The following is a 25,248-nucleotide window of genomic DNA, read 5'->3' on the forward strand; positions in this document are numbered from 1 at the left end:
CATTGTCCGTCCGGCGGCGTTGGCCCGGCGCCCCATGGTGAGGGTCCACGGCCCCGGCCGGCGCGCCCGACCCGAACTGGCGCCTCCGATCAGAACAGGTGCGGTTCGATCACCCGCACGACGAGCCGCCCTTCGCGCAGGGTCTGCACGCTGGGGTGCTCCTGGCCGATGACCTCGGCCAGCCGGTCCGCCACCGCCCCGAGGTCCTCCACAGGAGCGCCGCCGCCGACGTGCCTCGACACCAGGGCGAGATCACCGAGGCAGCGCAGCGTGTCGGGGTGGTCCGTGCCGAGCACTTCCGACAGCCGCGCGGCGGTCTCCCGCAGCCGGTCCGACGCCGACACCCGGTCATCCTCCTCGGCGAGACACACCGCGTGGTTCAGCTCTGCGGCGAGGGTGTGCGGGTGGTCGGGGCCGAGCGCCTTGCGCAGCTCAGCGGCCGCCCGGGCAGCCGACGCGCGGGCTTGCGACCTGCGGCCGAGCGCGCGCTCGGCGGCAGCGATGTTGCTCAGCGTGGCCAGGGTGTGCGGGTGCTCCGGGCCGAGCCGGAGACCCTCCTCGTACGCCTGGGTGACCGCGAGCATCTCGGTCAGCGCCCGAGCCGCATCGCCGACGGCCAACAGGTTCGCCGCCCGGCTCGCCCGGCACGCCACCGTGTCCGGGTAGTCCGGACCGAAGCGTTCGCCGAGTTCGCGGTGTGCCGTCTCGAACATCGGCGCGGCCTCGCTGCCCCGACCGGAGCTGCGCAGGGACACCGCCAGGTTGACCTGAGCGACGAGGCTCTGGCCGTCGTCCGGACCGAGCACCTCGCAGTACGTGTCGTACACCGTGCGCAACAGGGCGACCGACCTCTCGTACTCGCCAGCCTCCCGCAGGTCGATACCGAGGCGCATGGCGGAGACGAGGGTGTGCGGATGCGTGGGGCCGAGCACCAGCCGGCGCCGCTGGTGCACCTCGTCGTCCCATCGACGGGCCGACCGATAGTCGCCGAGCAGCCGGTATGAGACGGCGAGGTCGTTGGCCGCATTCAGTGTCCGGGGGTGGTCCTCGCCGAACACCTCGAGCCAGGAGGCGTAGGTGGACCTGGCCCGTTCCAGGGACTCGGCGTAGCGGCCGAGCGCCCGCACGTCAGCGCCGAGGCCGCCGGAGGTCATCAGGCTGTGCGGGTGCAGCGGACCCAGCAGCCGGTTCTGCTCGGCCAGCACCGCCTCGTCCAGGTCCCGGGCCTCGTCGAACCGGCCCAGGCTACGCAGGATGTTCGCTCGATTGAACCGCAGGTGCAGCAGTTGGCGGCCCAGCACCGACGCCTCAACCTTGTCGTGCGTGTCGCCGAGCCGAGCGGTCCAGGTGTCGTCCACCTCCTGGCTGAACCAGTCGGCCTGGTCCAGACCGCCGCGCTGCCACAGGTAGCGGACCCGGTCTATCAGCAGCTGACACACCGACTCGTCCGGGCAGGTCAGCGCCTCGGAAGCCTCCAGGTGTGGCCAGAGCATGCGCAGCCGGGACCAGGTCATCGGGTCGTCCACCTCGCCGCGGGGCCGGGACGCGGCCAGCACCAGGTGCACCTGGTGTCGGGCGGCGGTGATCTCGTCGTCGGTCATCCGGTCACGGACCACCGCCTGCAACAGCCGGTGCACCTGGACCCGACCGCCCTGGACGTCGAGTTTGAGCAGCGCCAGCCGGTTGATCTGCTGGACCAGTGCACCGCGCACGAGCCGCTCCGACACCGACGGGTCGAACGGCACGAGAGCCGCCGCCATCTCGTCGCCGTAGATGAGTTCGAGGGCGATCTCCGGGGCCAGCACTGAGCAGAGCTGCAACAGCCGGTAGGCGGCGGGCGCCTGCTCCAGCAGCCGGTTCAGTGACAGGTCCCAGGTCGCCTCCACGGAGAGGACGCTGGGGCCGTGCCGCTCGATCTGCCGCAGGTAATCGGCGACCGACGTGCCGGTGTCGGCGAGCCAGGCGCCCGCCGCGGCCACCGCGATCGGAAGGTCGCCGAGCGCCTCGGCCACCCGGTCAGCCTGCTCGACGCCGATAGTGGGCAGCCGCTGGGCGAGGTGCGCGACGGCCTCGGTGCGGGCGAAGACGTCCACCTGGATCGGGTTCGCCCGGTCACCCCAGGCGCGGTTGCGGGAGGTCAGCAGAACGTGCCCGGGGCCCTGCGGCAGGAAGGGCTCGATCTGGTCGAGTTCTTCGGCGTTGTCGAACACGACGAGCCACCGCTCGTACGGCTCACCACGGCCGAGCACCTGGAGCACCGACCGGACCGTGTCGGGCAGGGTCGGCCTGGCGAGGATGCCGAGGCGACCGGCGAGGTCGGCGAGGGCGGTGTCGACGAACTGCGGCGGGTCCGCCACGATCCACCAGACCACGTCGTACGCGGCCTTGAACCGGTGCACGTACTCCAGGGCCACCTGCGTCTTACCGACGCCGCCCATGCCCTGCAGGGCTACCGGCAGCACCACCGCGCTGCCCCCGCCCTGCAACTGCGCGCGCAGCCGCGCCAGGTCGTCCTCCCGGCCGGTGAACCGGGCGTTCCGGTTGGGAGCATTGAAGATCAACGGCTCGGTGCCGGGATAACGGGCACTCCCACCCGCCGGGCCGTCCGCCGACGAGGGCACCGGCCGACCGACCAGCCGCAACACCCGCTCCACGGCGGCCGCGGCGCTCACATTGACCAGGTTGGTGAAGCTCTGCGACGGGAACTCGGCCAGTGGGCGCAGGTCGGCGACGTACACGGCCAGGGCCGTCGAACCGGTGCTCGTGTCCCGGTCGGGCATACCACCGGACGGGGTGGCCACGTAGGCCGGCGAGACCACTGTCAGCGTGCGCGGGGCCGGCGTACCGGCGGACCCGACGGCGGCAGTGGGCTCCACCACCCGCAGCCCGGCCGAGCTGAGCACCCGCTCCAGCCACTCGGCCCAGATGGCGTCCTCCGGCGCGTACCGGAGCACGATCTGGTCGTCGATCGCCTCGGTGCGTCGGTGGAAGCGGGCGTTGGCCCGCTCCCGTACCGACTCGTCCATCGCCGGCAGCGCGGTCACCGCCCCGTCGGTGAGGATCCCGGTCAACGCCTCGAACGCGGCCAGCAGGGACGACGGGGAACCGGGCGGATCACCAAACGTCGCAAGCTTCTCCTCGTACGCGTAGAACGGTCGGTACGGGACCTCGACCGTCGCCCAGTATCGCCCTCGTTCCGCCTCGGTCATCCCCGCCGGCAACCCGGCGAACCGGCGCATGGCCAGCAGGCGACCCGCTACGGCACGCTCCCTCTCGGCCTGGTCGACCCGCATCGGCACCGGCAGTATCCGGATGTCCCGCCGGCGATACCGGTCACGTACCGAGTGCGCCACCCGGGCCGCACCGTCGATGCTCTGGTCGCTGAGGGTGAAGCAGTCCACCAGCGTGTCCGGCAGGTGCAGGGTGCAGATGTCGGAAACGTCGCTCAGCCCCGTCCGGCTGTCGATCAAGGTGAAGTCGTACTGGCGCTTCATGTCCGCCCGCAGCGCCTCGAAGAACTGCGCCCCGCCCAGCCGGTTGTAGAAGTTGTCCCAGTCCAGGCCGCTCACCGAGACGGCGTAGTCGCTGTTCTGCCGGCCGGCGGAGAGGAGGTCGAGGCCGCCGCCGTCGGGGAAGTTCCAGCGCAGCGAGAAGGCATGCCGCCCGACCCGGGCGTACTGCTCCATCCAGCGGTCCGGCCGGTCGTCGACCCGGGTGGTCTCCCACTCGTAGCCGCGGATCATGTCGATCACACCGCTGCTGCCCTGGATCGCCTCGGCGTCGAGGAACGGGTGGAAGTAGCGGTGCAGACCGGGCGACTCGAGGTCCCAGTCGGCGACGAGCACCCGCCTGCCACTGGCCGCCAGGATCCAGGCCACGTTGGCCAGCGCCATCGTTCGGCCCGTTCCACCCTTGAACGAGTAGAAGGTGACGACCTGGCCTTCGCGATCGTTGTTCATCGGTTTTCTCCGTGGGGACGCGGTGAGGCCGGGCCTGGTGTCGTACGGGCTAGAACGGGTGAGGATCGATGATCCGGGCGACCAGGTGCCCGTCCCGCAGCGCCCGCACGCCCGGGTGGTCGGCCCCGACGACCTCACCCAACGAGACGACCTCGGCGGTGACCGTCGGCGGCCGGTCACCCACGTTCTCGCGCAGGACGAGCGCCAGGTTGGCCTGGCAACGCAGGGCGTCCGGGTGGCGCGAACCGGACGCGGCCAGCCAACGCTCGGCGGTTGCGCGGAGGTGGTCGAGCGCGGCGTCCCGGTCCCCCTCCTCGGCGCGGCAGATGCCGAGGTTCTCCTCAGCGGCGAGGGTGTGCGGGTGGTCCGGGCCGAGCACCTCGCGCAGGGCACCGGCCGCCCGTTCGGCCGTCGCGCGGGCCTCCGCGGTCCGGCCCACGGCCCGCTGCGCCGCGGCGAGGTTGCTGAGCGCACCCAGGGTGTGCGGATGGGTGGCCCCGAGCCGCTGCTCGTAGATCCTTGCCACCTGTGTCGCCTCGGCCACCGCGCGTCCGGTGTCGCCGAGTGCCAGCAGATTCGCGACCAGCGCTGCACGGCAGATCAACGTTTCGGGATTGTCCCGCCCGAACTTCTCCTCGAGCACCGGGTACGCCGCGTCGAGCAGTCCGGCTGCCTCCACCAACTGGCCCGCGCTCCGCAGCGACACCGCGAGACTGACCTGAGCGTTCAGCGTGTCCCCCGCCTCGCTGCCGATCTCCTTCAGGCTGGCGAGTTGTTCGTGCACTGTGCGCAGCATCTTGGCCGAGTTGGCGTACTCACCGGCCTCCCGCAGGTCGCGTGCCAGCTGCGCGGCAGAGTGCACGGTGTACGGATGTTCCGGGCCGAGCACCTGCCGACGGAGCTGGAACACCGCCTCGTCCCGAACGCGCGCCGAGCGGAAGTCGCCCACCAGGCGATAGGAGTGCGCGAGGTTGTTGGCCGCGAAGAGCGTGCGCGGATGGTATTCGCCGAACTCCTCACTCCACGCGTCGTAGGTCTCCTGATCACGCTCGATCGCGTCGGTGTAGCGGCCGAGGGCCCGCAGATCGGCACCCAGGCTGCCGGCGGTCATCAGGGTGTGCGAATGCCGGTCACCCAGCAGCTCCCGTTGCGCTTCGTGAGTCTCCTGGTCCAGGTCGTGGGCCTCGACGTAGTGGGCCAGTGCCCGCAGCACGTTCGCACGATTGAAGCGCAGGTGCAGCAACTGCCGACGCAACGTGGCGAGCTCCTCGGTGCCGTAGAGGCGGGCCCGCCGCTTCGACCAGACCCCGTCGACCTCCTTGGCGAACGCGTTCGCCTCGTCGAGTTCTCCCTGACGCCACAGATACCGCACCCGGTCGATCATCAGCTCCCGGACCGACTCGTCCTTGCTGCCCATGGCGCCGGAAGCCTCGATGTGCGGCCAGAGCCTCCGGAACCTGTCCCAGGTGCGCGGATCGTCGGCGTCGCCGCCAGGCCACGCCTTGCCCAGCACCAGGTGTGCCTTGTGTCGGGTGTCGGCGACCTCGTCCGGGGTCATCCCGCCCCGTACCACCGCCTGGAGCAACCGGTGCACCAGGACCCGTTGCTCGGACATGTTCATAGTGAGTAGCGCTGACCGGTTGATCCGCTGGACCAGCCGCCCGATCATCATGGGTTCCGACACCGCGGGATCGAACGGCGCCAACGTCTTCACCATCTCGTCGTTGTACAGCAGTCCCAGGTCTATCTCGGAGGCCAGCACCGAGCAGAGCTGCAACAGCCGGTACGCCGCCGGGAACTGCGCGCGCAGCCGCGCCAACGAAAGATCCCAGGTGGCCTCCACGGAGAGGGCGCTGGGACCTTGCCGCTCGATCTGCTCCAGGTACGCGTCAACCGAGGTACCGGTGTCTGCCAGGTAGGCGCCGGCCGTGGCCACCGCGACCGCCAGGTCCCCGAGCGCGTCGGCGATCCGGTCCGCCTCGTGCTCAGTGAGGGAGGGCACCCGACGTTGCAGGTGGGCGACGCTCTCCTTACGGGCGAACACGTCGACCTGGATCAGCGTGGCCCGATCCCCCCAGAGTTGGTTGCGCGAGGTGAGCAACACGTGCCCACCGCGCGGCAGGAAGCGCTCGAACGGGGCCGTCTCCTCGGCGTTGTCAATCACCAACAGCCACCGCCTGGGCTCACCGCGCCCGAGCGCCTCCAGCACCGCGCGTGCGTTGTCCGCCTGGTCCGTGTTGCCACCGACGCCGAGCCTGTCGGCGAAGGCCGCCAGCGACTTTTCCACGTCGGCGCCGATCGACTCCGTCGCGCCAGCGGAGATCCACCAGACCGCGTCGTAGGCGGACTTGAACCGGTGCGCGTATTCCAGGGCGAGCTCGGTCTTGCCGACGCCACCCATCCCCTGCAACGCGACCGGCAAGGCAACCGGCCCGGTCAGGTGTCGGCGCAGGAGGGCCAGCTCATTCTCCCGTCCGGTGAACCGCGCGTTGCGGTTCGGGGCCTCGAAGACGGCCGGCTCGGCGGCCGGGAAACGCAGGCCGGCGTCAGCCGGGCCGTCGACGCGGAGCGGCAACGGGCGCCCCACCAGTCGCAGTAACCGCTCGGCGGCGGTCGCCGCGGTGACGTTGACCAGTTGGGTGGAGGAGGCCACCGCGAACTCCGCGAGTGGCCGCAGATCGCTCACGTAGACCGCGAGCGGAGTGGTGTCGGCGGTCGGGTCCCGCGGAGGCAACGCGGCGGGGGGCAGGGCCACGTAGGCCGAAGAGAGAATGGTCAGCGTACGGGCCGGCGGGCGGGCGTCGGACTCGATCGGCCGGGTGCCGTCGACGACCCGTATTTCAGCCGAGCTGAGCACCCGCTCGATCCACTCCGCCCAGACCGCGTCCTCCGGGGCGTAGCGGAGCATGAGGTCGTCGTCGGGGAGCTTGTGGCGGCGCCGGAAGCGGGCCTTCTCCCGCTCGCGCACCGACTCGTCCATCGGCGGCATCGCGCGCACCTCGCCGTTTGTCAACTCCGCTGTCAGCGTCTCGAACGCCGCCAGCAGCGACGTGGGTGAGCCGGGCGCGTCGCCGAAGGTCGCCAACGTCTCCTCGTACGCGTAGAAGGGCCGGTACGGCACCTCCACCGCCGCCCAGTAGCGGCGCCGGTCCGCCTCCGTCATCTCGGTGGGCAGACCGGCGAAGCGGCGCATCGCGAGCGCCCGTCCGGCGTCGGCCTTCTCCTTCTCCGCCTGGTCGACCCGCATCGGCACCGGCAGGATCCGAATGCCGCGGCGTGAGTGGTGCCAGGCGACGGCGCTGGCGACCTGAGCGGCACCCTCGATGCCCTGGTCACTGAGGGTGAAGCAGTCGACCAGGGTGTCCGGCAGGTGCAGGGTGCAGATGTCGGCGACGTCGCTGAGCCCCGTGCGGCTGTCGATCAGGGTGTAGTCGTACTCGCGCTTCATGTCCTCGCGGAGTGCCTCGAAGAACTGCGCCCCGCCCAAGCGGTGATAGAAGGTGTCCCAGTCCAGCCCGTTCACCGAAACGGCGTAGTCGCCGTTTTGCCGGCCGGCGGAGAGGAAGTTCAGCCCGCCACCGCCGGGGAACTCCCAGGCCAGCGAGAACGCGTACCGGTTGACCCGGGCGAACTGCTCGACCCAGCCCTCCGGCCGTACCGCCTCGCGGATGGTCTCCGACTCGTAGTCCCGGATCAGGTCGATGACCCCGGCGGTGCCGCCGATCGCCGACACGTCCAGAAAGGGGTGGAAGAAGCGGTGCAGCCCGGGCGATTCCAGGTCCCAGTCGGTGACCAGCACCCGCTTGCCGTTGGCAGCGAGGATCCACGCGACGTTGGCCAGCGCCATCGTCCGGCCCGTTCCGCCCTTGAACGAGTAGAAGGTGACTATCTGACCGTCGCGCTCAGTGCTCATCGGGCATCTCCGGGGCTTCGAACGATGACGGGGCCGGGTCGCGCAGGCTGGGTGGCCGGGTACCGGGCCCCGGTGCCGGGAACACCGCGCCGTGCTTCAGGTAGAGCCGCCGGGCCTCGGTCACCACGGTCGGCATCAGCCCGGCGAACTCGTCCATCCGCCCGACCCACCGCGCTCGCGTCGCGCCCGCGTCCTGCAGTACGCCCAGGACCAGCCGCGCCAGGTCTGCGCCCCGGTGCGCGTCGCGCGGGTCGTCGGCGTCGGTCACCACGAGCGGGACCACCCACGGCGGCAGCGCCCGCGCGGCGGCCCGCAGAGCGGCTGTGCCACCGGGAAGCTCGGTGAACCACGGGTCGATCAGAAGCACGCCGGGGCGGATCTCGAACAGCTCCTCGGCGTCGGCGAAGTCGCTCGTGTGCACCGACAGTCCGAGCCGCTCGGCAGTGCTCGCGGCGTACTCGGCCACCGGAAGCTCCTGCCGCGCCCCGAAGGGACGCCAGAGGCGGCTGCGCTCTGCGTACCAGGACGCCTCCCGGCCCTCGGGCGGCTGGTCCCGGGTGGGTGCCAGCACCGTCACCACGAAGTCCGGGTTGGCTGCGATCCGCCGCGACACGTCCAGGGTGGGCGCCCGGGACGGACGCAGCCAGATCCTTTGGGTGGGCTCCACGATCCGCCGGGCCAGCCGCCCGAGCAGGATCTGGTACGGCTGCTGGTACGCGCCGAGCATGCAGAGCGCACGCATGCCGTTCTCGGCGTACTCGGGCACGTCCCGACCCAGATCCAGTGCCGCGTCGAGTTCGGGATGCTCCTCCCAACTGGGCACCGGAATCCAGAGGACCGGCGCCACGTGGTCGGCCGGTACGACGGGGGACGTCGGCTCCCCGGCCACGCGGAGCAGCCGAGTCAGGAAGGACTCCTGCTCGCCCAGCGCCCATGATCTGCTGAAGTAGCCTGGCGAATAGAGGGGCACGAACACCTGGGCCGCGCCGAGAGCGTCCGCCAGGGCCGCCTTCACGTCGGCGCCCGGTGGGATGGACTGGTCGATGAAACCGATCTCCACGCCCGGCCGCGGGGACACCAGCCGACTCACCTCACCCGACAGATCCGCGAAGAACCGGTCGACCCAGACGTCGGTGTCGGTGCGGGCACCCAGCAGCGGCGCGGAATGCGCGTAACTCAGGAAGAAGTAGGTCTGGCGAGTCGGCGCCCGCCCCTCGGCGGTGAGCGGCGTCATGCGGCTGCCTCCTCCGTGAAGAGCGTGCGCAGCTCATCGACGCCCGCGGGCACCAGCGGGTGGACGTGGTAGGCCCGATGGATCGCCACCACCCGCTGGGCGAGACGCCACACCACCGCGCGGTACGCCTGCTCCTGCTGCATGGTCAGCAAGCCGTAGACCCCCTCCTGCTCGTACTGGCGCGCGACGGTGTTGTCATCCGGTATGGCGGTCGGCGAGAACCGTTGGATGGCACGAATGCTCGGCGGCAGCGACGACTCGGCGGTCGGCGACCAGTTGACGGGCACGATCGCCGTCTCGTGCGCGGAGCCACCCGCGACACGTGGTTCGATGCGACGTCGTGCGAAGGCATGCCATTCCATGGCGCACCACGCACTGCTGATGAACGAGCTGGACACCAGCGGAATGAACACTTGGCAGGTCCCGGCGGCGCGCAACAGTTCGGGGGTCCAGCGCTCACCACCGCCCAGTGAGCTGTCCATGAAGCCGGGGTCGACCCCGGTCGGCAGGCCGACCAACTCGCTGACATGGGTGGAGAGGTCGTCGAAGAACCGCGAGAGGTACGCGTGGGGGGTGTTACCGGCCCGCCGGATCTGCGGACGTGAATAGCTCACGAAGAACAGCGGGGTTCGCGTATCAGCGACTGCTACCGCTTCGCTCACCGTCGTTCCTCCGCCGTCCGGAAAGCGACCGGAGTTTCAGCCTAAGGCGTTCGTCAATGCTGCAGACTGATCCGGTGCCGCCACGTCACTGTACGACGAAGGCCACTGTGGCGGGTATCGGCAGCAGCCGGGCCGTCGCTCCCCTGACCGGGCCACGACGGACGGACGGCCGCTCCTTCATGCGGCAACAGCAGCCGGCATTCGGCCAGGGTGCGGCGGGCCGCACGGGTCCTGACCGAGCCGGAGGGCAGGACGAGACCTCCGGTGTCGTACATCCGACCAATCGGGCTGGACCCGATTCACCGTCGCGCCGCCAGACGGTGCACGCCGAACCAGCCGATCGCGAAGTCCACTACGGCACGCACTGGCAGCAGGCGCGCGCTTGCCCGCCCCACCCGACCGTGCCGCACCAACGGCGTCTCGTCGAGCGCGGCACCCACCGCCGGGAAGTCCCGGTCGTCCAGGTCGAGAGCCCGAAAATCGAGGCGGACCCGCCGCCCGTCGACAAGCCGGAAGCACTGGTAGTCGCGCTCGGGAGGCGGCACCGGCAGCCGGTACTCGGCCAGGTGCAGGGCGGTGCACGCCTCGTAGCCGAGGCCGAGCAGCAGGACCTGCCCGTCCGCCGCGTAGAGCCCGCCCATTGGTGAGCGTTCTCCCAGGTGGCAGGTGAGGTCATGGTCGTCGGTGAGCTGCCGGGCCTGGGGGCCGAGCGCGGCGAACGAGGTCTGTGGATGGTCGCTGCGCACGGCACCGGGGGCACACCGGACGTACTCGGCGAGCGCCCCCATCCGCTGCGACGGGGTGGTCCGGCGGTCCCAGCCCGGCAGCGCCGCCTCGTACCGCTCGCGCTGCGCACGGTCCATACCGGCGATTGCCTCCAGGTGGGCTCGGGAGGTGGTCGAGTTGCCGTCGGTCTGGGTGGGCACCAGGAGCGTGCCAGCCGGGCCGAGGACGTCCCGCAGGGCACCGGCGAGAGTTGCGGGGCCGTGCCTGAGCGGGCCTACCCGGCGGAGGGCACAATGCACCAGGAGGCACGCACCCGCGCGGACGCCCATCGCCCGCAGGTCGTCGGCGAGGCGGAGACGGCCCAGTGTGGACGGTTGACGCTCATCCGGCCCCGGCACGGGTTTCCTCCAGGGCGTGGCGCAGTTGGCCGACGAACCGCTCGCCCGCCGCGGTGAGCGACCGGCTGGCCAGCAGCGCGTCGGCACCGTCCCGGGTCCACGCCAGGAAGTGGGCCGCGTTCGCCGACGCGTCGCCCTGGTCGGTGGCCGCCCGGGACTGCCAGACCTGGGTGATGGCGAGGTGGGCGTAGACGCCCTGGAGGACGCCCTCCGGTGGCCGCGGGTCGGGGCGCCAGGGCACCCGGATCTGGGCGGCCTGGCCGGATTCGACCAGGTCGTACAGGTCAAGAACCGCACCCAGCTTCGCGTGCTGCCACTCGTGCACGAGCAGCACCGCCATCGTCTCCGGGTCGGAATGGGGGGTGACGGCGACCGCGCCGAACGCGTGCCGGGCGGTGGCGCTTCGCAGGGGTCGCGCCGGGTCAGCCGCCAATGGAACAACGGCACGCAGGCCGCCGTCGAGCGCCGCCGCGTGCGCCGGCACGTCCCGGTGCACGACCCGCCAGGCCTCCGCCAGGGTACGGCCCAACGCCCGCGCCGCCGGACCGTCCAGGCGGGGCTCGACCGGCTGGCCGTAGCAGTCGCGGTACGGGTCACCGTCCTCAAGGAGCAGCCGGCCGCCGGGCACCGACACGTCGCGGGTCGGAAACCATCCGGTCGACGGCTGCGCCACCGGATCGAGGAGCACCGTCTGCTCGACCGACCCACCTCGGACCTGGAACTCGCCGGGTCGCACTGTCACCTCGGCGCTCTCCCCCAGGCCGGGCAGCACCAGGCTGCCGAGCGCGGGGAACGTTATCGTGTCGGCCCGCACCGGGACGTGCAACGCGGCCGGGACGCCGGCCCGCAGCGCCGCGGCGATGGCCAGGGCCGGCAGTGGGTCGACTGCCGCGCCGACGCCCGGCGGGGCCGACGAGTGGAGGCGATGCACCAGCCCGGGCCGGACGAAGGGGTGCGCCAGGACCGCTCGGATGGCCTCCGGTGCCGCCTGGTCGAGGTGGACGAGCAGTTCCCAGGCGGGCGTGGTGCCGGATCCGTCCCGGCAGGCCGCCAGCAACGCCCGGGTGATGGAGAGCTGGGTGGCGGCGAGCAGCGCGAGCGTCGACGCCGACCCGTGCCCGGTCGCCAGGTCGTCCAGCAACTCGTCGACGGGCGAGATGGTCGACAGTTCGCCCGACGCGGGCGGGGTGGGCGGCGGGTAGGCGTCCACTGTGTCGATCAGGCGGAGCAGGTCGGCGCAGTACACCGAGGGGTTGTCGAAGCCGGAGCCGGTCCGCCAACGGTGGGCGTACAGGCCGCCGCCGCACCGGTCGACCACCGGACAGGCCCGACAGGTCGCGCAGAGCCCGGCCACGCCGTCCTGCCGGACCGCGACCCCGGGGTGCCGCGTGGCCTCGTCCACCGAGTGGTCGAACACGTCGAAACCGGTGCCGGCCGCGCCGTGGTACGCGGTCTTCAGCGAGTCGACCTGCTCCCAACTCCCGTCCGCCTCGACGACCAGCACATCGGCTGGTGCGAGGCCGAACGCCTCGGTGCCGCCGCCGCCCGGGCGCAGCGCCTCGAACATCCGGATCGACATCGGCCGCCCGTCGTCCACCCAGCGCCGGTGAATCCGCCCCAGCCAGTCCGCGTACGGGGTCGGCTCGGGGCCGGGGCGCTCCGGCGGATGGTCCCAGGTGGCGTGGGGCAGCAACAGGTCGACCCGGGGCGGACTCTCAGCCAGCAGCGCCTCGTACACCCGGTCGGGGTCGTTGCGGACGTCGATCGTGCAGAGGATGCCGGCGTAGCTGGCGCGGTGCTCCGGCCGTCGGAGCAGGGCCAGCGCCCGGCGGACGTGGTCATGGCTGCTGCCGCCGTGGGCGAAGACCCGGTGGCGGTCGTTGGCGGCCCGGTCGCCGTCTAAGGACACACCGACCCGCACGTCGTACTCGACGAACAGCCGGCACAGCTCCTCGTCGAGCAGCACGCCGTTTGTCTGCATGCGCAGGTCGAGTCGCGTCCAGGGGGTGATCGCCGCGCGCAGTTCGGCCAGCACCTCTCGTAATCCCGCCGCCCCCAGCAGCAACGGCTCACCGCCGTGCAGCACCACGTGCACGACCGGCAACTCGTGCTCGCGGGCATGCTCGGCGATCCGCTGCGCGACGGCTCGAACCGTGGCCAGCGGCATCCGCACCGGTCGACCACGCCAGGTCTGGTCGGCGTGCTGGTAGACATAGCAGTGGTCGCAGCTGAGGTCGCACCGGCTGTGCACCTTCAGTACGAACTGGCTGATCCGTCGACATGATCCACCCGCTCCGGATGGACCACACCGACAGGCCACCATTCAGATGGCCGAGTTGAAGAGGGCGACGGGCACGGTGCCGGAGGGCACCGGCCCACCCTCAACGACGCGCCGCCGGATCGCCTCGACCAGATCGGCGTGCTCGACGGCGATCCGCTCAAGCGGGATGTCCAGGCTATGTGTGAGGTCATCCAGGCCCGGACGGGATGGGCGGGTGGGTGCGTTGTCCACAATGATTCTCCGGGTCCCGCGGACGCGCCACGGGAGGTGTGATGGACGGCCCGAGGGCCCTGACGCGCCACCAGAATAGGCAACAGCCCCAACGATGTCATCGTTGGTCAAGTAGCGCACCAACCGAGGAGGAACTCACATGTGCCGGAGCATCAAGACGCTGCGTGAGCCGTTCACCCCGCAGGTGACCGACGCGGACGTCGAGGCGGCAGCGTTGCAGTACGTCCGGAAGATCTCTGGCTTCCGGGCGCCCGCCGCGCACAACGCCGCCGCGTTCGACGCCGCGGTGGCCACCGTGGCCGAGGCGACGCGCACCCTGCTCGACCATCTGGTGGTGCGGGGTGCCGGATCGGGCACCACCGACCGGTCGGCCACCGCGGCCAGCTGATCGCCGCTGACCGGCACGGCACCCGGCCGGGCCTGACCCTGGAGAGGGTCAGGCCGCGGCGAGCGCTGGGGCGATCGTGTCGGGCGCCCAGCGCGAGCGGTGGCACTGCGACCAGCCCCGACAACCTGGGTCACCCAGCGAGCACAGCCGCAGCCTGCTGAGCACCTCACCGTCCTCGGTGTCCCGCACGTCGAAGTGCACCGGACGGACCGTGCCGTCCGGAGCGACGAGCAGGTGCCGGCCCGCGTCGAGCGTGTCGTCGCGCAACAGGCAGTTGCGGCCCAGCAATCGGGCCAGCGCGGCGATGCTCGCGTGCTCGGAGAGCTGCTCGGGCACCCCGTAGCAGTCCACCACCGTCGCGAACTCGCCCGGCGCCTGCCAGACGTCACACACCACCGCGTACGCCGGCAGCCGCGCCGGGTCGGCCACCGCCAGCGGCATCACCACCCGACCAAGCGCTTCCGCCAGCGCCGGGTAGACCTCCACGGGTTGAGCCCCGTCGATTCTCCAGTTCCACAGCTCGGTCATTCCGCCTCCTCGCTGCGTTCGTCCCCACCGGCCTCCGGATCGGGCCTTACACACGATGGTGGGGGGCATTTGACCCCAGCCGGGGGCAAGTTACCGGTCTGTGACCATTCCGGGCAAAATTTCCCTGAGCGGCATTGCTCGGAGTAGCGGGAAGGTGACAGTTTATCGGGTATGGTGCGCCATCCGCGCCACCGCCACCGCGTGTTCCGCCGCGGGTCGACCGCCCCCGGTCAGCGCAGCACGACCAGGTGCTCCCCCCGGGGCAGCAGCTCGCCCACCACGGGAGCGCCGGGCACCTCGCCGGCGACCAGCAGGCCACCTGAGGTCTGCGCGTCGGCCAGCAGCAACCGCTCCGCCTCGTCAGCCGCGCCGAAGTCCGTCCACGGGGTCACCCACTCCAGGTTGCGCCGGCTGCCGCCGCTGACGAACCCGTCGCGCAGCGCCTCACGCGCGCCGGCCAGATAGGGCACCCGGGCGGTGTCGATGGCCACCGTGACCTGGCTGGCCCGGGCCAGCTTCGAGGCGTGCCCGAGCAGCCCGAACCCGGTCACGTCGGTGCCGCACCGGATGCCGGCGGCGACCGCCGCGTGGGCGGCCTCCCGATTGAGCGCGCTCATCGTGGCCACCGCCTCCGGGAAGCTCTCACCGGTCGCCTTGTGCCGGGTGTTCAGCACACCCACCCCGAGCGGCTTGGTCAGCGACAACGGCACCCCGGCCCGCCCGGCGTCGAGGGTGATCAGCTCCTCCGGTCGGACCGTGCCGGTGACCGCGAGACCGTACTTCGGGCCGTCGTCGTCCACGCTGTGCCCGCCGGCCAGGTGACAGCCGGCCTCCCGCGCCACGTCCTGGCCGCCGCGCAGCACCTCACGGGCCAACTCCAGCGGCAGCACGTCGCGCGGCCAGCAGAGCAGGTTGAGCGCCACCAGCGGGGTGCCGCCCATCGCGTACACGTCGGAGAGCGCGTTGGCCGCTGCGATCCGACCCCAGTCGTACGCGTCGTCGACCACCGGGGTGAAGAAGTCGGCGGTGCTGACCAGGCCGGTCCGCTCATCGAGGCGCACCACAGCCGCGTCGTCGCCGTGGTCCAACCCGACCAGCAACTCGGCGGTGCCGGTCGCCGGGCCGAGACCAGCCACCATGATCTCCAGCTCGCCCGGCGGGATCTTGCAGGCGCAGCCACCGCCGCGGGCGTACTTGGTCAACCGTACGGGTTCGGTCATTCACCAATGATCGCGACAACGCGCCACGATCGCCACCGCGACCACCCATCCGGTGACCAAATTCGGACGCCCGAGAACGATCGTGACCGGTGTTACCGCTCCGTGACCCGCTGGGTTGCGTTCTGCCACATCAGGCCGCCTACAGTGGCCGCACCGGGGGTCAACCGACCCCGATCCGGGAGACGACAGGGGACGGTGGACGACGTGACGACGGGCGAACCGCTCATCGTGCTGGACGCGGTCAACAAGTGGTTCGGGCCGCTGCACGTGCTGGACGACGTCTCACTGTCAGTGGGTCGGGGCGAGGTGGTCGTGGTGATCGGCCCGTCCGGCTCCGGCAAGTCGACGCTGTGCCGCACGATCAACCGACTGGAGCCGATCAACTCGGGCACCATCACCTTCGACGGTCAGCCGCTGCCGGCCGAGGGCAAGCCCCTCGCGAAGCTGCGCAGCGAGGTGGGCATGGTCTTCCAGTCGTTCAACCTCTTCGCGCACAAGACCATCCTGGAGAACGTCACCCTCGGCCCGATCAAGGTCCGCAAGGAGAAGCCGACCGCCGCCCGCGAGCGCGGCCTGGCCCTGCTGGACCGGGTCGGCATCGCCAACCAGGCGGACAAGTTCCCGGCCCAGCTCTCCGGCGGCCAGCAGCAGCGGGCGGCCATCGCCCGGGCGCTGGCCATGCAGCCCAAGGCGATGCTCTTCGACGAGCCGACCAGCGCCCTGGACCCGGAGATGGTCGGCGAGGTGCTCGACGTGATGACCTCGCTGGCCAGCGACGGCATGACGATGGTCGTGGTGACCCACGAGATGGGCTTCGCCCGGCACGCGGCGAACCGGGTCATCTTCATGGCCGACGGGCAACTGGTCGAGGACGCCCCACCGGCGGAGTTCTTCGCGAACCCGCGCAGCGAGCGGGCCCGAGACTTCCTCTCCAAGATCCTCACGCACTAGGCGTCCGTAGTGGAGCGCGCCGTACTCGGTGGGCTCCGTTGAAGAAGGAGAAGAGTATGCGTATCAAGCGCGTTGCGGCAGTCGCCGCGGTCGCCGCTCTGGCGCTCGGCCTCACCGCCTGTGGTGGCGACGACGGCGGGGAGGGCACCGGCGCTGGCAGCAAGTCCTTCACCGCCGGCACCACCATGGAGAAGCTGAACAAGGCCCAGAAGATCAAGGTCGGCACCAAGTTCGACCAGCCCGGCTTCGGCCTGAAGGGCCTCTCCGGCAAGCCGGAGGGCTTCGACGTCGAGATCGCCAAGATCATCGTCAAGGAGCTCGGCATCCCCGAGGACAAGATCGAGTGGGTCGAGGCCCCCTCGAAGGTCCGCGAGGACGTGATCGTCAACGGCACTGTCGACCTGGTCGCCGCGACCTACACGATCAACGACAAGCGCAAGGAGCGGATCGCCTTCGCAGGCCCGTACTACGAGGCCGGCCAGAACATCATGGTCAAGAAGGACGACACCACCATCACCGGTCCGGACTCGTTCAAGGACGGCACCAAGAAGGTCTGCTCGGTCACCGGCTCGACGCCGTTCGAGGAGATCAAGAAGTACGTCAAGGACGTCGCCACCCAGCTGGTGCCCTTCGACACCTACGACAAGTGCCGGGACGCCCTCAAGAGCGGCCAGGTCGACGCCGTCACCACTGACAACGTGATCCTGCTCGGCTACATCGCCAAGGACGAGGCGTCGTTCAAGCTGGCCGGCAGCAACTTCACCAAGGAGCCGTACGGCATCGGGGTGAAGAAGGAGGACGCGGACTTCCGCAGCTTCATCAACGACACGCTGGACAAGGCCGTCGCCGACGGCAGCTGGAAGAAGGCCTGGGACAACACCGCCGGCAAGTTCGGCGCGGAACTGGGCTCGGCGCCCACCATCAACCGCTACTGATCTGATCCTTCGATCTGGAGGGTGGGGAGGAACACCGACCCGTGAACGTGCTCATCGACAAGTTCGACGTCTTTGCGGGTGGTTTCTGGCTCACCCTCCAGATCTGCATCCTCGCCGCGATCGGCGCCCTCGTCCTGGGCGCCATCGTGGCGGTGCTGCGCATCTCACCGGTGCCGCCGTTGCGCGCGCTCGGCACCGGCTACGTGAACGTCTTCCGCAACATGCCGCTGACAGTGGTGATGTTCTTCGCCGCGTTCGGCCTGCCGGCGCTCGGCTCCAACGCGGACTTCCTCCGCATCCCGGTGCTCGACTCGCTGTTCACCCGGCTCGGCACCGACCTGCCGTACTTCCGGTTCGCACTGATCGCCCTGGTGCTCTACACCGCGGCGTTCGTCTGCGAGGCGCTGCGGTCCGGGGTGAACGCGGTGCCCGCCGGCCAGGCGGAGGCGGCGCGGTCACTGGGCCTGACCTTCGGGCAGAACCTGCGCTACGTGGTGCTGCCACAGTCCTGGAAGGCCTCGATCGTCCCGCTCGGTTCGGTGATCATCGCGATGATCAAGAATTCGGCGCTGGCCGGCTTCTTCGGGGTTGCCGGTGACCTGTCGGCCACGGCCGACCAGCTCACCGGGGCCGAGGGCTATGCCTTCGTCCCGGTCGCCATCGGCATCTCGATCGGCTACCTGATCATGACCGTGCCGCTCGGCGCCCTGCTGGACCGGATCGAGAAGCGACAGGCGGTGGCCCGATGAGTCAGCAGACCAGCGTCCTCTACGACGTCCCTGGCCCCCGGCAGCGGCGGATCACCCTGATCAGCAGCCTCGTCGCCGGCGTGGTGCTGCTCGTCGGCGCATACTTCCTGATCTACCGGCCCCTGGACGAGAATGGCCAGCTCTCGATGGAGCTGTGGGGCCCGCTGATCGACCCCTCCAACGAGAACTTCTCCCAGGTGTGGGAGCGGATCGGCCTCGGTTTCAAGAACACCCTGCTCGCGGCGGCCCTGGCCATCGTCTCCTCGCTGGTGATCGGCACGCTGCTGGCCGTGCTGCGGATCCAGCTCAAGAGCCTGATCCGACGGCGCTTCACCGGCGTGGCGACGCCGCTGGCGTACCTGCTGCGCGGGCTGAGCAGGCTGCTGTCGGCGGTCACCCGGGTCTGCGTCGAGGTGTTCCGCGGCCTGCCCGTCGTGCTCACCATCTTCTTCGTGGCTCGCGGTTTCCCCGAGTTCGGCTTGTACTTCGACAACTTCTGGTACCTGGTCATCGGCCTCACCATCTACAACTCGGTGGTGATCGGCGAGATCCTCCGCTCCGGCATGGAGGGGCTGCCCGGCGGTCAGGCGGAGGCCGCCGCCGCCATCGGACTCTCCCCGGCACAGACCACCCGGATGATCCTGCTGCCACAGGCCTTCCGGGTCATGCTGCCGGCACTGATCAGCCAGTTGGTCGTGGTGCTCAAGGACACCTCGCTGGGGTTCATCATCAGCTACGAGGAGACCCTGAACATCGGCAAGCAGCTCATCGGCGTGCTGGGCAACCCGATCCAGGTCTACGTCGTGATCGCCGTGCTCTTCATCGTGGTGAACTACTCGCTGTCGAAGCTCGCCCAGTACGTCCAGCGGCGGCTCGCCCGGGGTCGCAAGACGGCCGGCACCCCGGCACAGAACCCGCCGCCGGCAGCCCTGATCTCCCAGGCCGAGGGTGGGGGCGGCGGCGGAGGTGGCGGCGGCGCCTGAGCCACTCCACACCGACCAGAAGGCCCGAAGGCCGCCCCGAGCAGTTCGGGGCGGCCTTCGGTCATCTGCGCGGGTTGTGCGTGTCGCGTCGTTCCGCGCGCGGCCGCTGCGGGAGGGTGATCGACTCGGTTTTCAGGAAATCGCGGTGTCCCGACGCGTGCGACCCACCGACTTCCAGGAAGCCGAGTCGATCAAACGGCTCAGCGGGCGATCTCGGTGACCCGGGACTCGCGGACCACTGTGACCCGGATCTGACCCGGGTAGGTCAGCTCCTCCTCGATCTGCTTGGCCACGTCGCGGGCCAGCACTGCCGCCCCGATGTCGTCCACGTCGTCCGGCTTGACCATCACCCGGATCTCCCGGCCGGCCTGCATGGCGAAGACCTTGTCCACGCCGAGCTTGCTGGCCGCGATCTCCTCGATCCGCTCCAGCCGCTTGACGTACGCCTCCAGGCTCTCCCGGCGCGCGCCCGGCCGACCACCGGAGCAGGCGTCGGAAGCCTGGGTGAGCACGGCCTCGATGGTCTGCGGGGGCACCTCGTTGTGGTGCGCCTCGATGGCGTGCACCACGTCCTCGTGCTCGCCGTACTTGCGGGCCAGGTCCGCGCCGATGATGGCGTGGCTGCCCTCCACCTCGTGGGTGAGCGCCTTGCCGATGTCATGCAGGAACGCCGACCGTTTGATGATCGGCACGTCCAACCGCAGCTCGGCGGCCATGATGCCGGCGATGTGGGCGGTCTCGACCAGGTGCTTGAGCACGTTCTGCCCGTACGAGGTGCGGTAGCGCAGCCGGCCGAGCAGGGTCACCAGCTCCGGGTGGATCTCGGTGATGCCGACCTCGACCAGGGCGTCCTCGGCGGCGCGGAGGCAGAGCTGCTCCACCTCCTGCCGGGCCAGGTCGTAGACCTCCTCGATCCGGTGCGGGTGGATGCGCCCGTCCAGGACCAGCTTCTCCAGGGTCACCCGGCCCACCTCGCGACGGACCGGGTCGAAGCAGGAGAGCAGCACCGCCTCGGGGGTGTCGTCGATGATCAGGTTGACGCCGGTCACCGACTCGAAGGCGCGGATGTTGCGCCCCTCCCGGCCGATGATCCGCCCCTTCATCTCGTCACCGGGGAGGTGCAGGACGCTGACCACGCTCTCCGCGGTCTGCTCGCTGGCGACCCGCTGGATCGCGTCCACCACGATGTGTCGGGCGCGCTGCTCGGCGGTGTTGCGCGCGTCGGACTCGATGTCCCGCACGAGCAGCGCCGCTTCCCGCTTGGCCTGCGTCTCGATGGCGTCGACCAGCTCCAGTCGGGCGGACTCGGCGGTGAGCCCGGCGACCCGCTCCAGCTCCCGGCGGCGCAGCTCCTCCGACTCGGTCAGCTCGGCCTCCCGCTGGGCGAGCGCGGCCTCCCGGGCGGCGAGGGCAGCCTTCGCGGCGGTGAGCTGTCGCTCCCGCTCGGCGAAACGCTCCACCTCCTCGGTGTGCATCCGCTCCCGCTCGTCCATCCGAGCTGCCCGGCGTTCCACCTCGGCGGCCTGCTCCCGGGTGGTGGCGGCGAGCACCGCGACCTCCCGCTCGCCGCTGCGCCGGGCTGCCGTCCGCAACTGCTCGGCGTCCGCCTCGGCCTGCTTGTGGGCGCGCTCCAGAACGGTGTCCGCCTCGGCCCGGGCGTCGTCGAGGACCCGGCGCGCCTCGGCGCGGGCCGCCTTCGCCTCGGCCTTCGCCGCCGCCGCCTCGGTACGGGCCGCGGCGGCCGCTGACTTCGCCACGTCGATCGTGCTGTTCGCCTCGTCGGCCGCGGTCCGCAGGGCCGCGAGGGACTGCTCCTGGCGGTCCTTCTCGGCGATGAAGGCGGGATCCTCCGGTGCCGGCGCGGCGCCCATCCGGCGCAGTGTCCGGATGCCGACCAGCACGGCCCCGATCACCACCACCGCGAGGACGAGGACGGCCGCGAGGAGCACGACGTCGAACGCGTTCATGCCGGGACCCCGTCGGGTCTACCGATGAACCTGTGCCGCCGCCCCGCCATGGCCGCCTCCCCTAACGTCGAGACCGCAGCGACCGTGCCAGGGGCACACTCCTGCGGCTGTGGACGCCCGACCGGAGCGGCTGGCCGTGGGTAGCTTTCTCCGCCGGCGGTGCCCGTGGGCAGCGTCGGCGACCGGGTGCAGTTGTCGCAGCGTTCCGGACCGGCCTGTCCGGAACTGCCGCCAAAGGCCGCGGAGTCGGCCAAAGTGATGCTGTTCTGTTACGCGATCTATGTTGTGCGCTTAGCCTGCGCTGGTCGGGCAATGTGAGCCTGTATGGCGAGGCTAGGTCGCCGGGGGTGCTCTGGTCAAGGACTCATGATCAAACCCCCCGAACGGAGAGAAGTTGAACCGTTACCGCGCGCTGATATCGCGCCGGACAGGAAGGGACAAACTCCGCGAGGTGTGCTGCCCCCCGGACGTGTCGGGCCTGCTCAGTGCCGTCCAAGGGGTCGTCGGACGAGGCCGAGGACCGAGGGAGGTGTGACCCAACCGTCTAACCGACGTCAGCTGGCACCGACCGCCACCGCTGCCGCGACCAACGCCGCGTTGTCCGCAGCGGGCGAGCCGTCCGGCAGACACACTGTGTCCTCGAGCCCGATTCGGGTGTCCAGACCCCGGCGTACCGCCTCGGCGAGGACCGGCCAGGTCGCCGGTCCCTCGGCGTGCAGCAGCACCGACGGCGCGTCCGCCGGCAGCGCGGCGAGAACCCGGGAGGCGTCGGCCAACGCGACCGCCACCTCCACGGCCATGCACTCGACCAGAACCCGCCCGGCCGGCACCCGCCACCTCCGGTACGCCGCGACCGCGTCGAGCGTCCACAGCCCTGCCTCGACGAGCACACCACGCTCGTGCAGGGCGGCCGCGACCGCCTCGGCGCCGGGCTCGTGCGCGTTGACCGAGGCGAAGTCGGGCAACACCGGCCAGGCCCGGACGGCGGCCACCCTGGCAGCCGGATCCGGCACGATCCAGGCGCCGGTGCTCACCCCCACCGGCAGCCCCGGCCGGGCGGAACGGATCGCGGTCAGTGCCTCAGCGATCACCGTCGGCCGCAGCGACTCGACGCCGGCCTCGTCCCGGGGATGGACGTGCACGGCCGCGACCCCGAGCGCCACACAGCGGGCCGCATCGGCGGCGAGCTCCGCCGCCGTGAGCGGCACGGCCGGATGGGCTTCCCGGCCGCGCCCACCGTTCAGACAAGCCTTCAACATCGGGGCCCCCATCGGGAGTCGCAGCGGCCCGCTCACTCGACCAGACGGTTGTCGCGCTCCAACTCGCCCTCGGCGTCGGCGAGCGCGTCGGCGTCGATCTGCTCGGCGAACTCGGCCGCCTCGGCGCTCTGCGCCGCGAGCGCGTCCTTCACCGCCCGGATGGCCACACCAGGCGGGTAACCCTTGCGGGCCAACATGCCCACCAGCCGGCGGAAGACCGCGTCCGGCTCGCCTCGGGCGGTGCGCAGCTTGCGCTCCACCAGGCCACGGGCGGTGTCCGCCTCGGTCTCCTCGTCCAGCTCACCCAGCGCCTCGGTGGCCACCTCGCCGTCCACGCCCTTGCGGCGCAGCTCGTTGGCGAGTGCCCGGCGAGCGAGGCCGCGCCCGGCGTGCCGGCTGGACACCCAGGCCCGGGCGAACGCGGCGTCGTCGATGATGCCGACCTCGTCATACCGGTCGAGGACCTCGGCCGAGACCTCCTCGGAGATGCCCCGCTTGGCCAACGCCCCGGCCAGCTCGGCCCGGGTGCGGGGCCGGACGGCAAGCTGGCGCAGGCAGATCTCGCGGGCCAACTCCGACTCGTCGCGAGGGGGCGTCGGAGACTCGACGGTGTCGGCCTCCTCGGACCGACCCCGGCGGCCCCGCCGAGGGCGGGGCGCATCAGTGGCGTCGCCCGTACGAGGCGGACTGGCATCCCAGCCCCGCCCCGTACGAGCGCGTCGTCCTGCCATGGGTCAGCGACCGGTCAGAAGTCGACCGGCGGCAGCTCCGGGCCACCGGCGGCGTCACCCGCGCCGACCCCGACGCCGAGCTTCTCCAGGATCTTCTTCTCGATCTCGGCAGCCACGTCCGGGTTTTCCTTCAGGAACTCCCGGGCCTTCTCCTTGCCCTGGCCGAGCTGGTCGCCGTCGTACGTGTACCACGCTCCGGACTTGCGGATGATCGCCTGCTCCACGCCGACGTCGATCAGCGAGCCCTCACGCGAGATGCCCTTGCCATACATGATGTCGAACTCGGCCTGCTTGAACGGCGCGGCGACCTTGTTCTTCACGACCTTGACCCGGGTGCGGTTACCGACCACGTCGGTGCCGTCCTTGAGGCTCTCGATGCGTCGCACGTCGAGCCGGACCGAGGCGTAGAACTTCAGCGCCCGACCACCGGTGGTGGTCTCCGGGCTGCCGAACATGACGCCGATCTTTTCCCGCAGCTGGTTGATGAAGATCGCCGTGGTGCCGGTGTTGCTGAGCACACCGGTGATCTTCCGGAGCGCCTGGCTCATCAGCCGGGCCTGGAGGCCCACGTGGCTGTCGCCCATCTCGCCCTCGATCTCGGCGCGCGGCACCAGGGCCGCCACCGAGTCGATCACGATGATGTCCAGAGCGCCGGAGCGGATCAGCATGTCCGCGATCTCCAGCGCCTGCTCGCCGGTGTCCGGCTGGGAGACCAGCATCGCGTCGGTGTCGACACCGAGGGCCTTCGCGTACTCCGGGTCGAGCGCGTGCTCGGCGTCGATGAAGGCGGCGATGCCGCCGTTGCGCTGGGCGTTGGCCACCGCGTGCAGTGCCACGGTGGTCTTACCGCTGGACTCGGGACCGTAGATCTCGACCACCCGGCCACGGGGCAGGCCGCCAATGCCGAGGGCCACGTCGAGTGCGATGGAGCCGGTCGGAATGATTGCGGTCTGGACGACCGGCCGGTCACCCAGCCGCATCACCGAGCCCTTGCCGAATTGCTTGTCAATCTGAGCGAGAGCAAGGTCGAGTGCCTTCTCCCGGTCAGGCCCTGCTGCCATGGTTGCCACCCCTGCCTTCGCCGGCGTCTTTGCTGAGCTTCGCGTCACGCGGACACGCTAGGCGCTAGGTCCGACAGAAAACCAGCCGACGGGCCGCGAGCTGTGGACGAGCACCCCGCTGTGGACAATAGCCGAACAGGTGTACGACTCGACAAGCGACACGCGGAACCGACGAAAAGGCTGCTCAGCGTAGTCGAGCGGGCACCCGGTCGGGGTACGCGGCACAAACCGCACGCCACACCACGTGTGTCTGCTCCCCCGATGCCAGGGCCTGCTCGATGGTCCGCCCGCCGAGCTGGGACAGCACCTGATCGCGGGCGATGCTGGCCGCGTAGCCGGGCCCGAACGCCTCGTCCAACCGCGTCCAGAAGTCGGTCAGCCGCACAGTGATCAGCCCTCCTCGTCCGGTGCCCCGGTCGGCACCGGGCGCAACGCTAGCGCCACCAGGGGCGCCGCCGCGACCGCCGCGAGCAGGGTGAGCACGGGATATCCGGCGAACTGCATGACAAACCCGCTGACCACGGCGGCCCCGGCCCCGGCCAGCCCCATGATCAGGTCGGACAGCCCCTGGACGCTCGGCCGCACCTCGGCCGCCACCGACTCGGACAGCAGGGTTGAGCCGGCCACCATCGTCCCCGACCAGCCCAACCCCAGCAGGACCAGACCGACCGAGAGCCGAGGCGTGTGGTGCCCGGCGGTGCCGGCGACGGCGCAGGCGGCCAGCAGCAGCCCGACCCCGCCGAGGATCACCGCCCGCCGGCCGAGCCGGTCGGTGAGCCAACCGACCACCGGGGAGAACGCGTACATGCCGGCGATGTGCAGGCTCAGCACGATGCCGACCAGCCGCAACACGTCGGCGTCGGCGTGCGACTCACCGAGCCGGACCGGAGTCATCGCCATCACCGCCACCATCACCAGGTGACCCACCGCCACGGCGGCGATGCCGAGTCGGGCGGCGGGCTGTCCGCGTACCACCGACCAGGCCGCACGCATCCCGGCGCCGCGCGGCGCGTGCGCCTTGACCGGCGCGGCGGCTGGCGTCGCACCGCCACCTGCCGCCGGCGCCTCGGCC

20 protein-coding genes are annotated in these 25,248 nt (G+C 70.9%); 5 read left to right on the forward strand and 15 right to left on the reverse strand.

Annotated features, from left to right (window positions below; all coding sequences use genetic code 11):
• Nucleotides 1–89: 89 nt before the first annotated feature.
• The 7 genes from fxsT (GUI43_RS27710) to GUI43_RS27740 all read right to left on the reverse strand — a co-directional run bounded on the left by fxsT (GUI43_RS27710) (nucleotide 90) and on the right by GUI43_RS27740 (nucleotide 13,404).
• Entirely contained in the window at nucleotides 90–3,959 is a 3,870-nt protein-coding gene (gene fxsT / locus GUI43_RS27710) for an FxSxx-COOH system tetratricopeptide repeat protein (RefSeq protein WP_112700126.1), read from the reverse strand.
• A 49-nt stretch (nucleotides 3,960–4,008) separates the two neighbouring features.
• A complete protein-coding gene (fxsT, locus tag GUI43_RS27715) occupies nucleotides 4,009–7,872 on the reverse strand; it encodes an FxSxx-COOH system tetratricopeptide repeat protein (protein ID WP_112604514.1) in 3,864 nt (1,287 codons plus the stop codon).
• Complete coding sequence (locus GUI43_RS27720) at nucleotides 7,862–9,106, reverse strand: TIR-like protein FxsC (RefSeq protein ID WP_112604517.1); 1,245 nt, start codon at nucleotides 9,104–9,106, stop codon at nucleotides 7,862–7,864. Before GUI43_RS27720 ends, fxsT (GUI43_RS27715) begins: the two co-directional genes overlap by 11 nt.
• Nucleotides 9,103–9,720: a TIR-like protein FxsC gene (locus GUI43_RS27725; RefSeq protein WP_225855054.1), complete on the reverse strand. Its 618-nt coding sequence runs from the start codon at nucleotides 9,718–9,720 to the stop codon at nucleotides 9,103–9,105. Before GUI43_RS27725 ends, GUI43_RS27720 begins: the two co-directional genes overlap by 4 nt.
• A 347-nt stretch (nucleotides 9,721–10,067) precedes the next feature.
• Entirely contained in the window at nucleotides 10,068–10,892 is an 825-nt protein-coding gene (locus tag GUI43_RS27730; protein WP_225855055.1) for an AAC(3) family N-acetyltransferase, read from the reverse strand.
• Nucleotides 10,876–13,215 carry an FxsB family cyclophane-forming radical SAM/SPASM peptide maturase gene (locus GUI43_RS27735; RefSeq protein WP_112700127.1) on the reverse strand — a complete coding sequence of 780 codons (2,340 nt, stop codon included), beginning with the start codon at nucleotides 13,213–13,215 and terminating at the stop codon, nucleotides 10,876–10,878. The genes GUI43_RS27730 and GUI43_RS27735 overlap by 17 nt, the downstream gene beginning before the upstream one ends.
• Complete coding sequence (locus GUI43_RS27740) at nucleotides 13,216–13,404, reverse strand: hypothetical protein (RefSeq protein ID WP_112586670.1); 189 nt, start codon at nucleotides 13,402–13,404, stop codon at nucleotides 13,216–13,218.
• A 139-nt stretch (nucleotides 13,405–13,543) separates the two neighbouring features.
• Between GUI43_RS27740 and GUI43_RS27745 the strand changes: the two genes are divergently transcribed.
• A complete protein-coding gene (locus GUI43_RS27745; protein ID WP_112700128.1) occupies nucleotides 13,544–13,792 on the forward strand; it encodes a DUF2277 family protein in 249 nt (82 codons plus the stop codon).
• 48 nt (nucleotides 13,793–13,840) lie between these two features.
• On the opposite strand, the gene GUI43_RS27750 is transcribed toward GUI43_RS27745, so the two are convergent.
• The gene (locus GUI43_RS27750) at nucleotides 13,841–14,320 is read right to left on the reverse strand and encodes a hypothetical protein (RefSeq protein ID WP_112586667.1); all 480 of its coding nucleotides are present in this window, start codon (nucleotides 14,318–14,320) and stop codon (nucleotides 13,841–13,843) included.
• Between the two features lie 230 nt (nucleotides 14,321–14,550).
• The gene (gene selD, locus GUI43_RS27755) at nucleotides 14,551–15,540 is read right to left on the reverse strand and encodes a selenide, water dikinase SelD (RefSeq protein WP_112586665.1); all 990 of its coding nucleotides are present in this window, start codon (nucleotides 15,538–15,540) and stop codon (nucleotides 14,551–14,553) included.
• A 195-nt stretch (nucleotides 15,541–15,735) separates the two neighbouring features.
• On the opposite strand from selD, the gene GUI43_RS27760 reads away from it, so the two are divergent.
• The 4 genes from GUI43_RS27760 to GUI43_RS27775 are packed head-to-tail and all read left to right on the forward strand — an operon-like array spanning nucleotide 15,736 to nucleotide 19,158.
• Nucleotides 15,736–16,491, forward strand: a complete 756-nt coding sequence (locus tag GUI43_RS27760; RefSeq protein WP_088946762.1) for an amino acid ABC transporter ATP-binding protein — start codon at nucleotides 15,736–15,738, stop codon at nucleotides 16,489–16,491.
• A gap of 56 nt (nucleotides 16,492–16,547) precedes the next feature.
• Entirely contained in the window at nucleotides 16,548–17,426 is an 879-nt protein-coding gene (locus tag GUI43_RS27765) for a glutamate ABC transporter substrate-binding protein (protein WP_112586663.1), read from the forward strand.
• A 41-nt stretch (nucleotides 17,427–17,467) separates the two neighbouring features.
• On the forward strand, nucleotides 17,468–18,175 hold the full coding sequence (locus tag GUI43_RS27770) for an amino acid ABC transporter permease (protein WP_112586661.1): 708 nt from the start codon (nucleotides 17,468–17,470) through the stop codon (nucleotides 18,173–18,175).
• Nucleotides 18,172–19,158, forward strand: a complete 987-nt coding sequence (locus tag GUI43_RS27775; protein ID WP_112700129.1) for an amino acid ABC transporter permease — start codon at nucleotides 18,172–18,174, stop codon at nucleotides 19,156–19,158. Before GUI43_RS27770 ends, GUI43_RS27775 begins: the two co-directional genes overlap by 4 nt.
• 200 nt (nucleotides 19,159–19,358) lie before the next feature.
• Here the strand turns inward: GUI43_RS27775 and rny are convergent, their stop codons facing one another.
• From rny to GUI43_RS27805, 6 genes are all read right to left on the reverse strand, one after another.
• On the reverse strand, nucleotides 19,359–21,125 hold the full coding sequence (rny, locus tag GUI43_RS27780) for a ribonuclease Y (RefSeq protein WP_112586655.1): 1,767 nt from the start codon (nucleotides 21,123–21,125) through the stop codon (nucleotides 19,359–19,361).
• A 554-nt stretch (nucleotides 21,126–21,679) separates the two neighbouring features.
• Complete coding sequence (locus GUI43_RS27785) at nucleotides 21,680–22,384, reverse strand: 3-keto-5-aminohexanoate cleavage protein (RefSeq protein WP_112700132.1); 705 nt, start codon at nucleotides 22,382–22,384, stop codon at nucleotides 21,680–21,682.
• A gap of 32 nt (nucleotides 22,385–22,416) precedes the next feature.
• Nucleotides 22,417–23,115 (reverse strand): regulatory protein RecX, encoded by a 699-nt coding sequence (locus tag GUI43_RS27790; RefSeq protein WP_112604541.1) that lies wholly within the window; start codon nucleotides 23,113–23,115, stop codon nucleotides 22,417–22,419.
• Nucleotides 23,116–23,129: 14 nt separating this feature from the next.
• Nucleotides 23,130–24,176: a recombinase RecA gene (recA, locus tag GUI43_RS27795; RefSeq protein ID WP_007456801.1), complete on the reverse strand. Its 1,047-nt coding sequence runs from the start codon at nucleotides 24,174–24,176 to the stop codon at nucleotides 23,130–23,132.
• A 184-nt stretch (nucleotides 24,177–24,360) separates the two neighbouring features.
• Nucleotides 24,361–24,561 (reverse strand): DUF3046 domain-containing protein, encoded by a 201-nt coding sequence (locus tag GUI43_RS27800; protein ID WP_030489422.1) that lies wholly within the window; start codon nucleotides 24,559–24,561, stop codon nucleotides 24,361–24,363.
• Between the two features lie 5 nt (nucleotides 24,562–24,566).
• A partial coding sequence (locus GUI43_RS27805; RefSeq protein WP_146765963.1) for an MFS transporter occupies nucleotides 24,567–25,248 on the reverse strand: 682 nt, incomplete at its 5' end.

Source organism: Micromonospora noduli (assembly GCF_003264365.1).
GTDB classification, from domain to species: domain Bacteria; phylum Actinomycetota; class Actinomycetes; order Mycobacteriales; family Micromonosporaceae; genus Micromonospora; species Micromonospora noduli.

Coding starts and splice junctions, on each gene's coding strand:
- fxsT (WP_112700126.1), bottom strand. CDS start 3,959: ATGAACAACGATCGCGAAGGCCAGGTCGTCACCTTCTACTCGTTCAAG.
- fxsT (WP_112604514.1), bottom strand. CDS start 7,872: ATGAGCACTGAGCGCGACGGTCAGATAGTCACCTTCTACTCGTTCAAG.
- GUI43_RS27720 (WP_112604517.1), bottom strand. CDS start 9,106: ATGACGCCGCTCACCGCCGAGGGGCGGGCGCCGACTCGCCAGACCTAC.
- GUI43_RS27735 (WP_112700127.1), bottom strand. CDS start 13,215: ATGGTGGCCTGTCGGTGTGGTCCATCCGGAGCGGGTGGATCATGTCGA.
- GUI43_RS27745 (WP_112700128.1), top strand. CDS start 13,544: ATGTGCCGGAGCATCAAGACGCTGCGTGAGCCGTTCACCCCGCAGGTG.
- GUI43_RS27750 (WP_112586667.1), bottom strand. CDS start 14,320: ATGACCGAGCTGTGGAACTGGAGAATCGACGGGGCTCAACCCGTGGAG.
- selD (WP_112586665.1), bottom strand. CDS start 15,540: ATGACCGAACCCGTACGGTTGACCAAGTACGCCCGCGGCGGTGGCTGC.
- GUI43_RS27765 (WP_112586663.1), top strand. CDS start 16,548: ATGCGTATCAAGCGCGTTGCGGCAGTCGCCGCGGTCGCCGCTCTGGCG.
- GUI43_RS27775 (WP_112700129.1), top strand. CDS start 18,172: ATGAGTCAGCAGACCAGCGTCCTCTACGACGTCCCTGGCCCCCGGCAG.
- rny (WP_112586655.1), bottom strand. CDS start 21,125: ATGAACGCGTTCGACGTCGTGCTCCTCGCGGCCGTCCTCGTCCTCGCG.
- GUI43_RS27785 (WP_112700132.1), bottom strand. CDS start 22,384: ATGTTGAAGGCTTGTCTGAACGGTGGGCGCGGCCGGGAAGCCCATCCG.
- GUI43_RS27790 (WP_112604541.1), bottom strand. CDS start 23,115: ATGGCAGGACGACGCGCTCGTACGGGGCGGGGCTGGGATGCCAGTCCG.
- recA (WP_007456801.1), bottom strand. CDS start 24,176: ATGGCAGCAGGGCCTGACCGGGAGAAGGCACTCGACCTTGCTCTCGCT.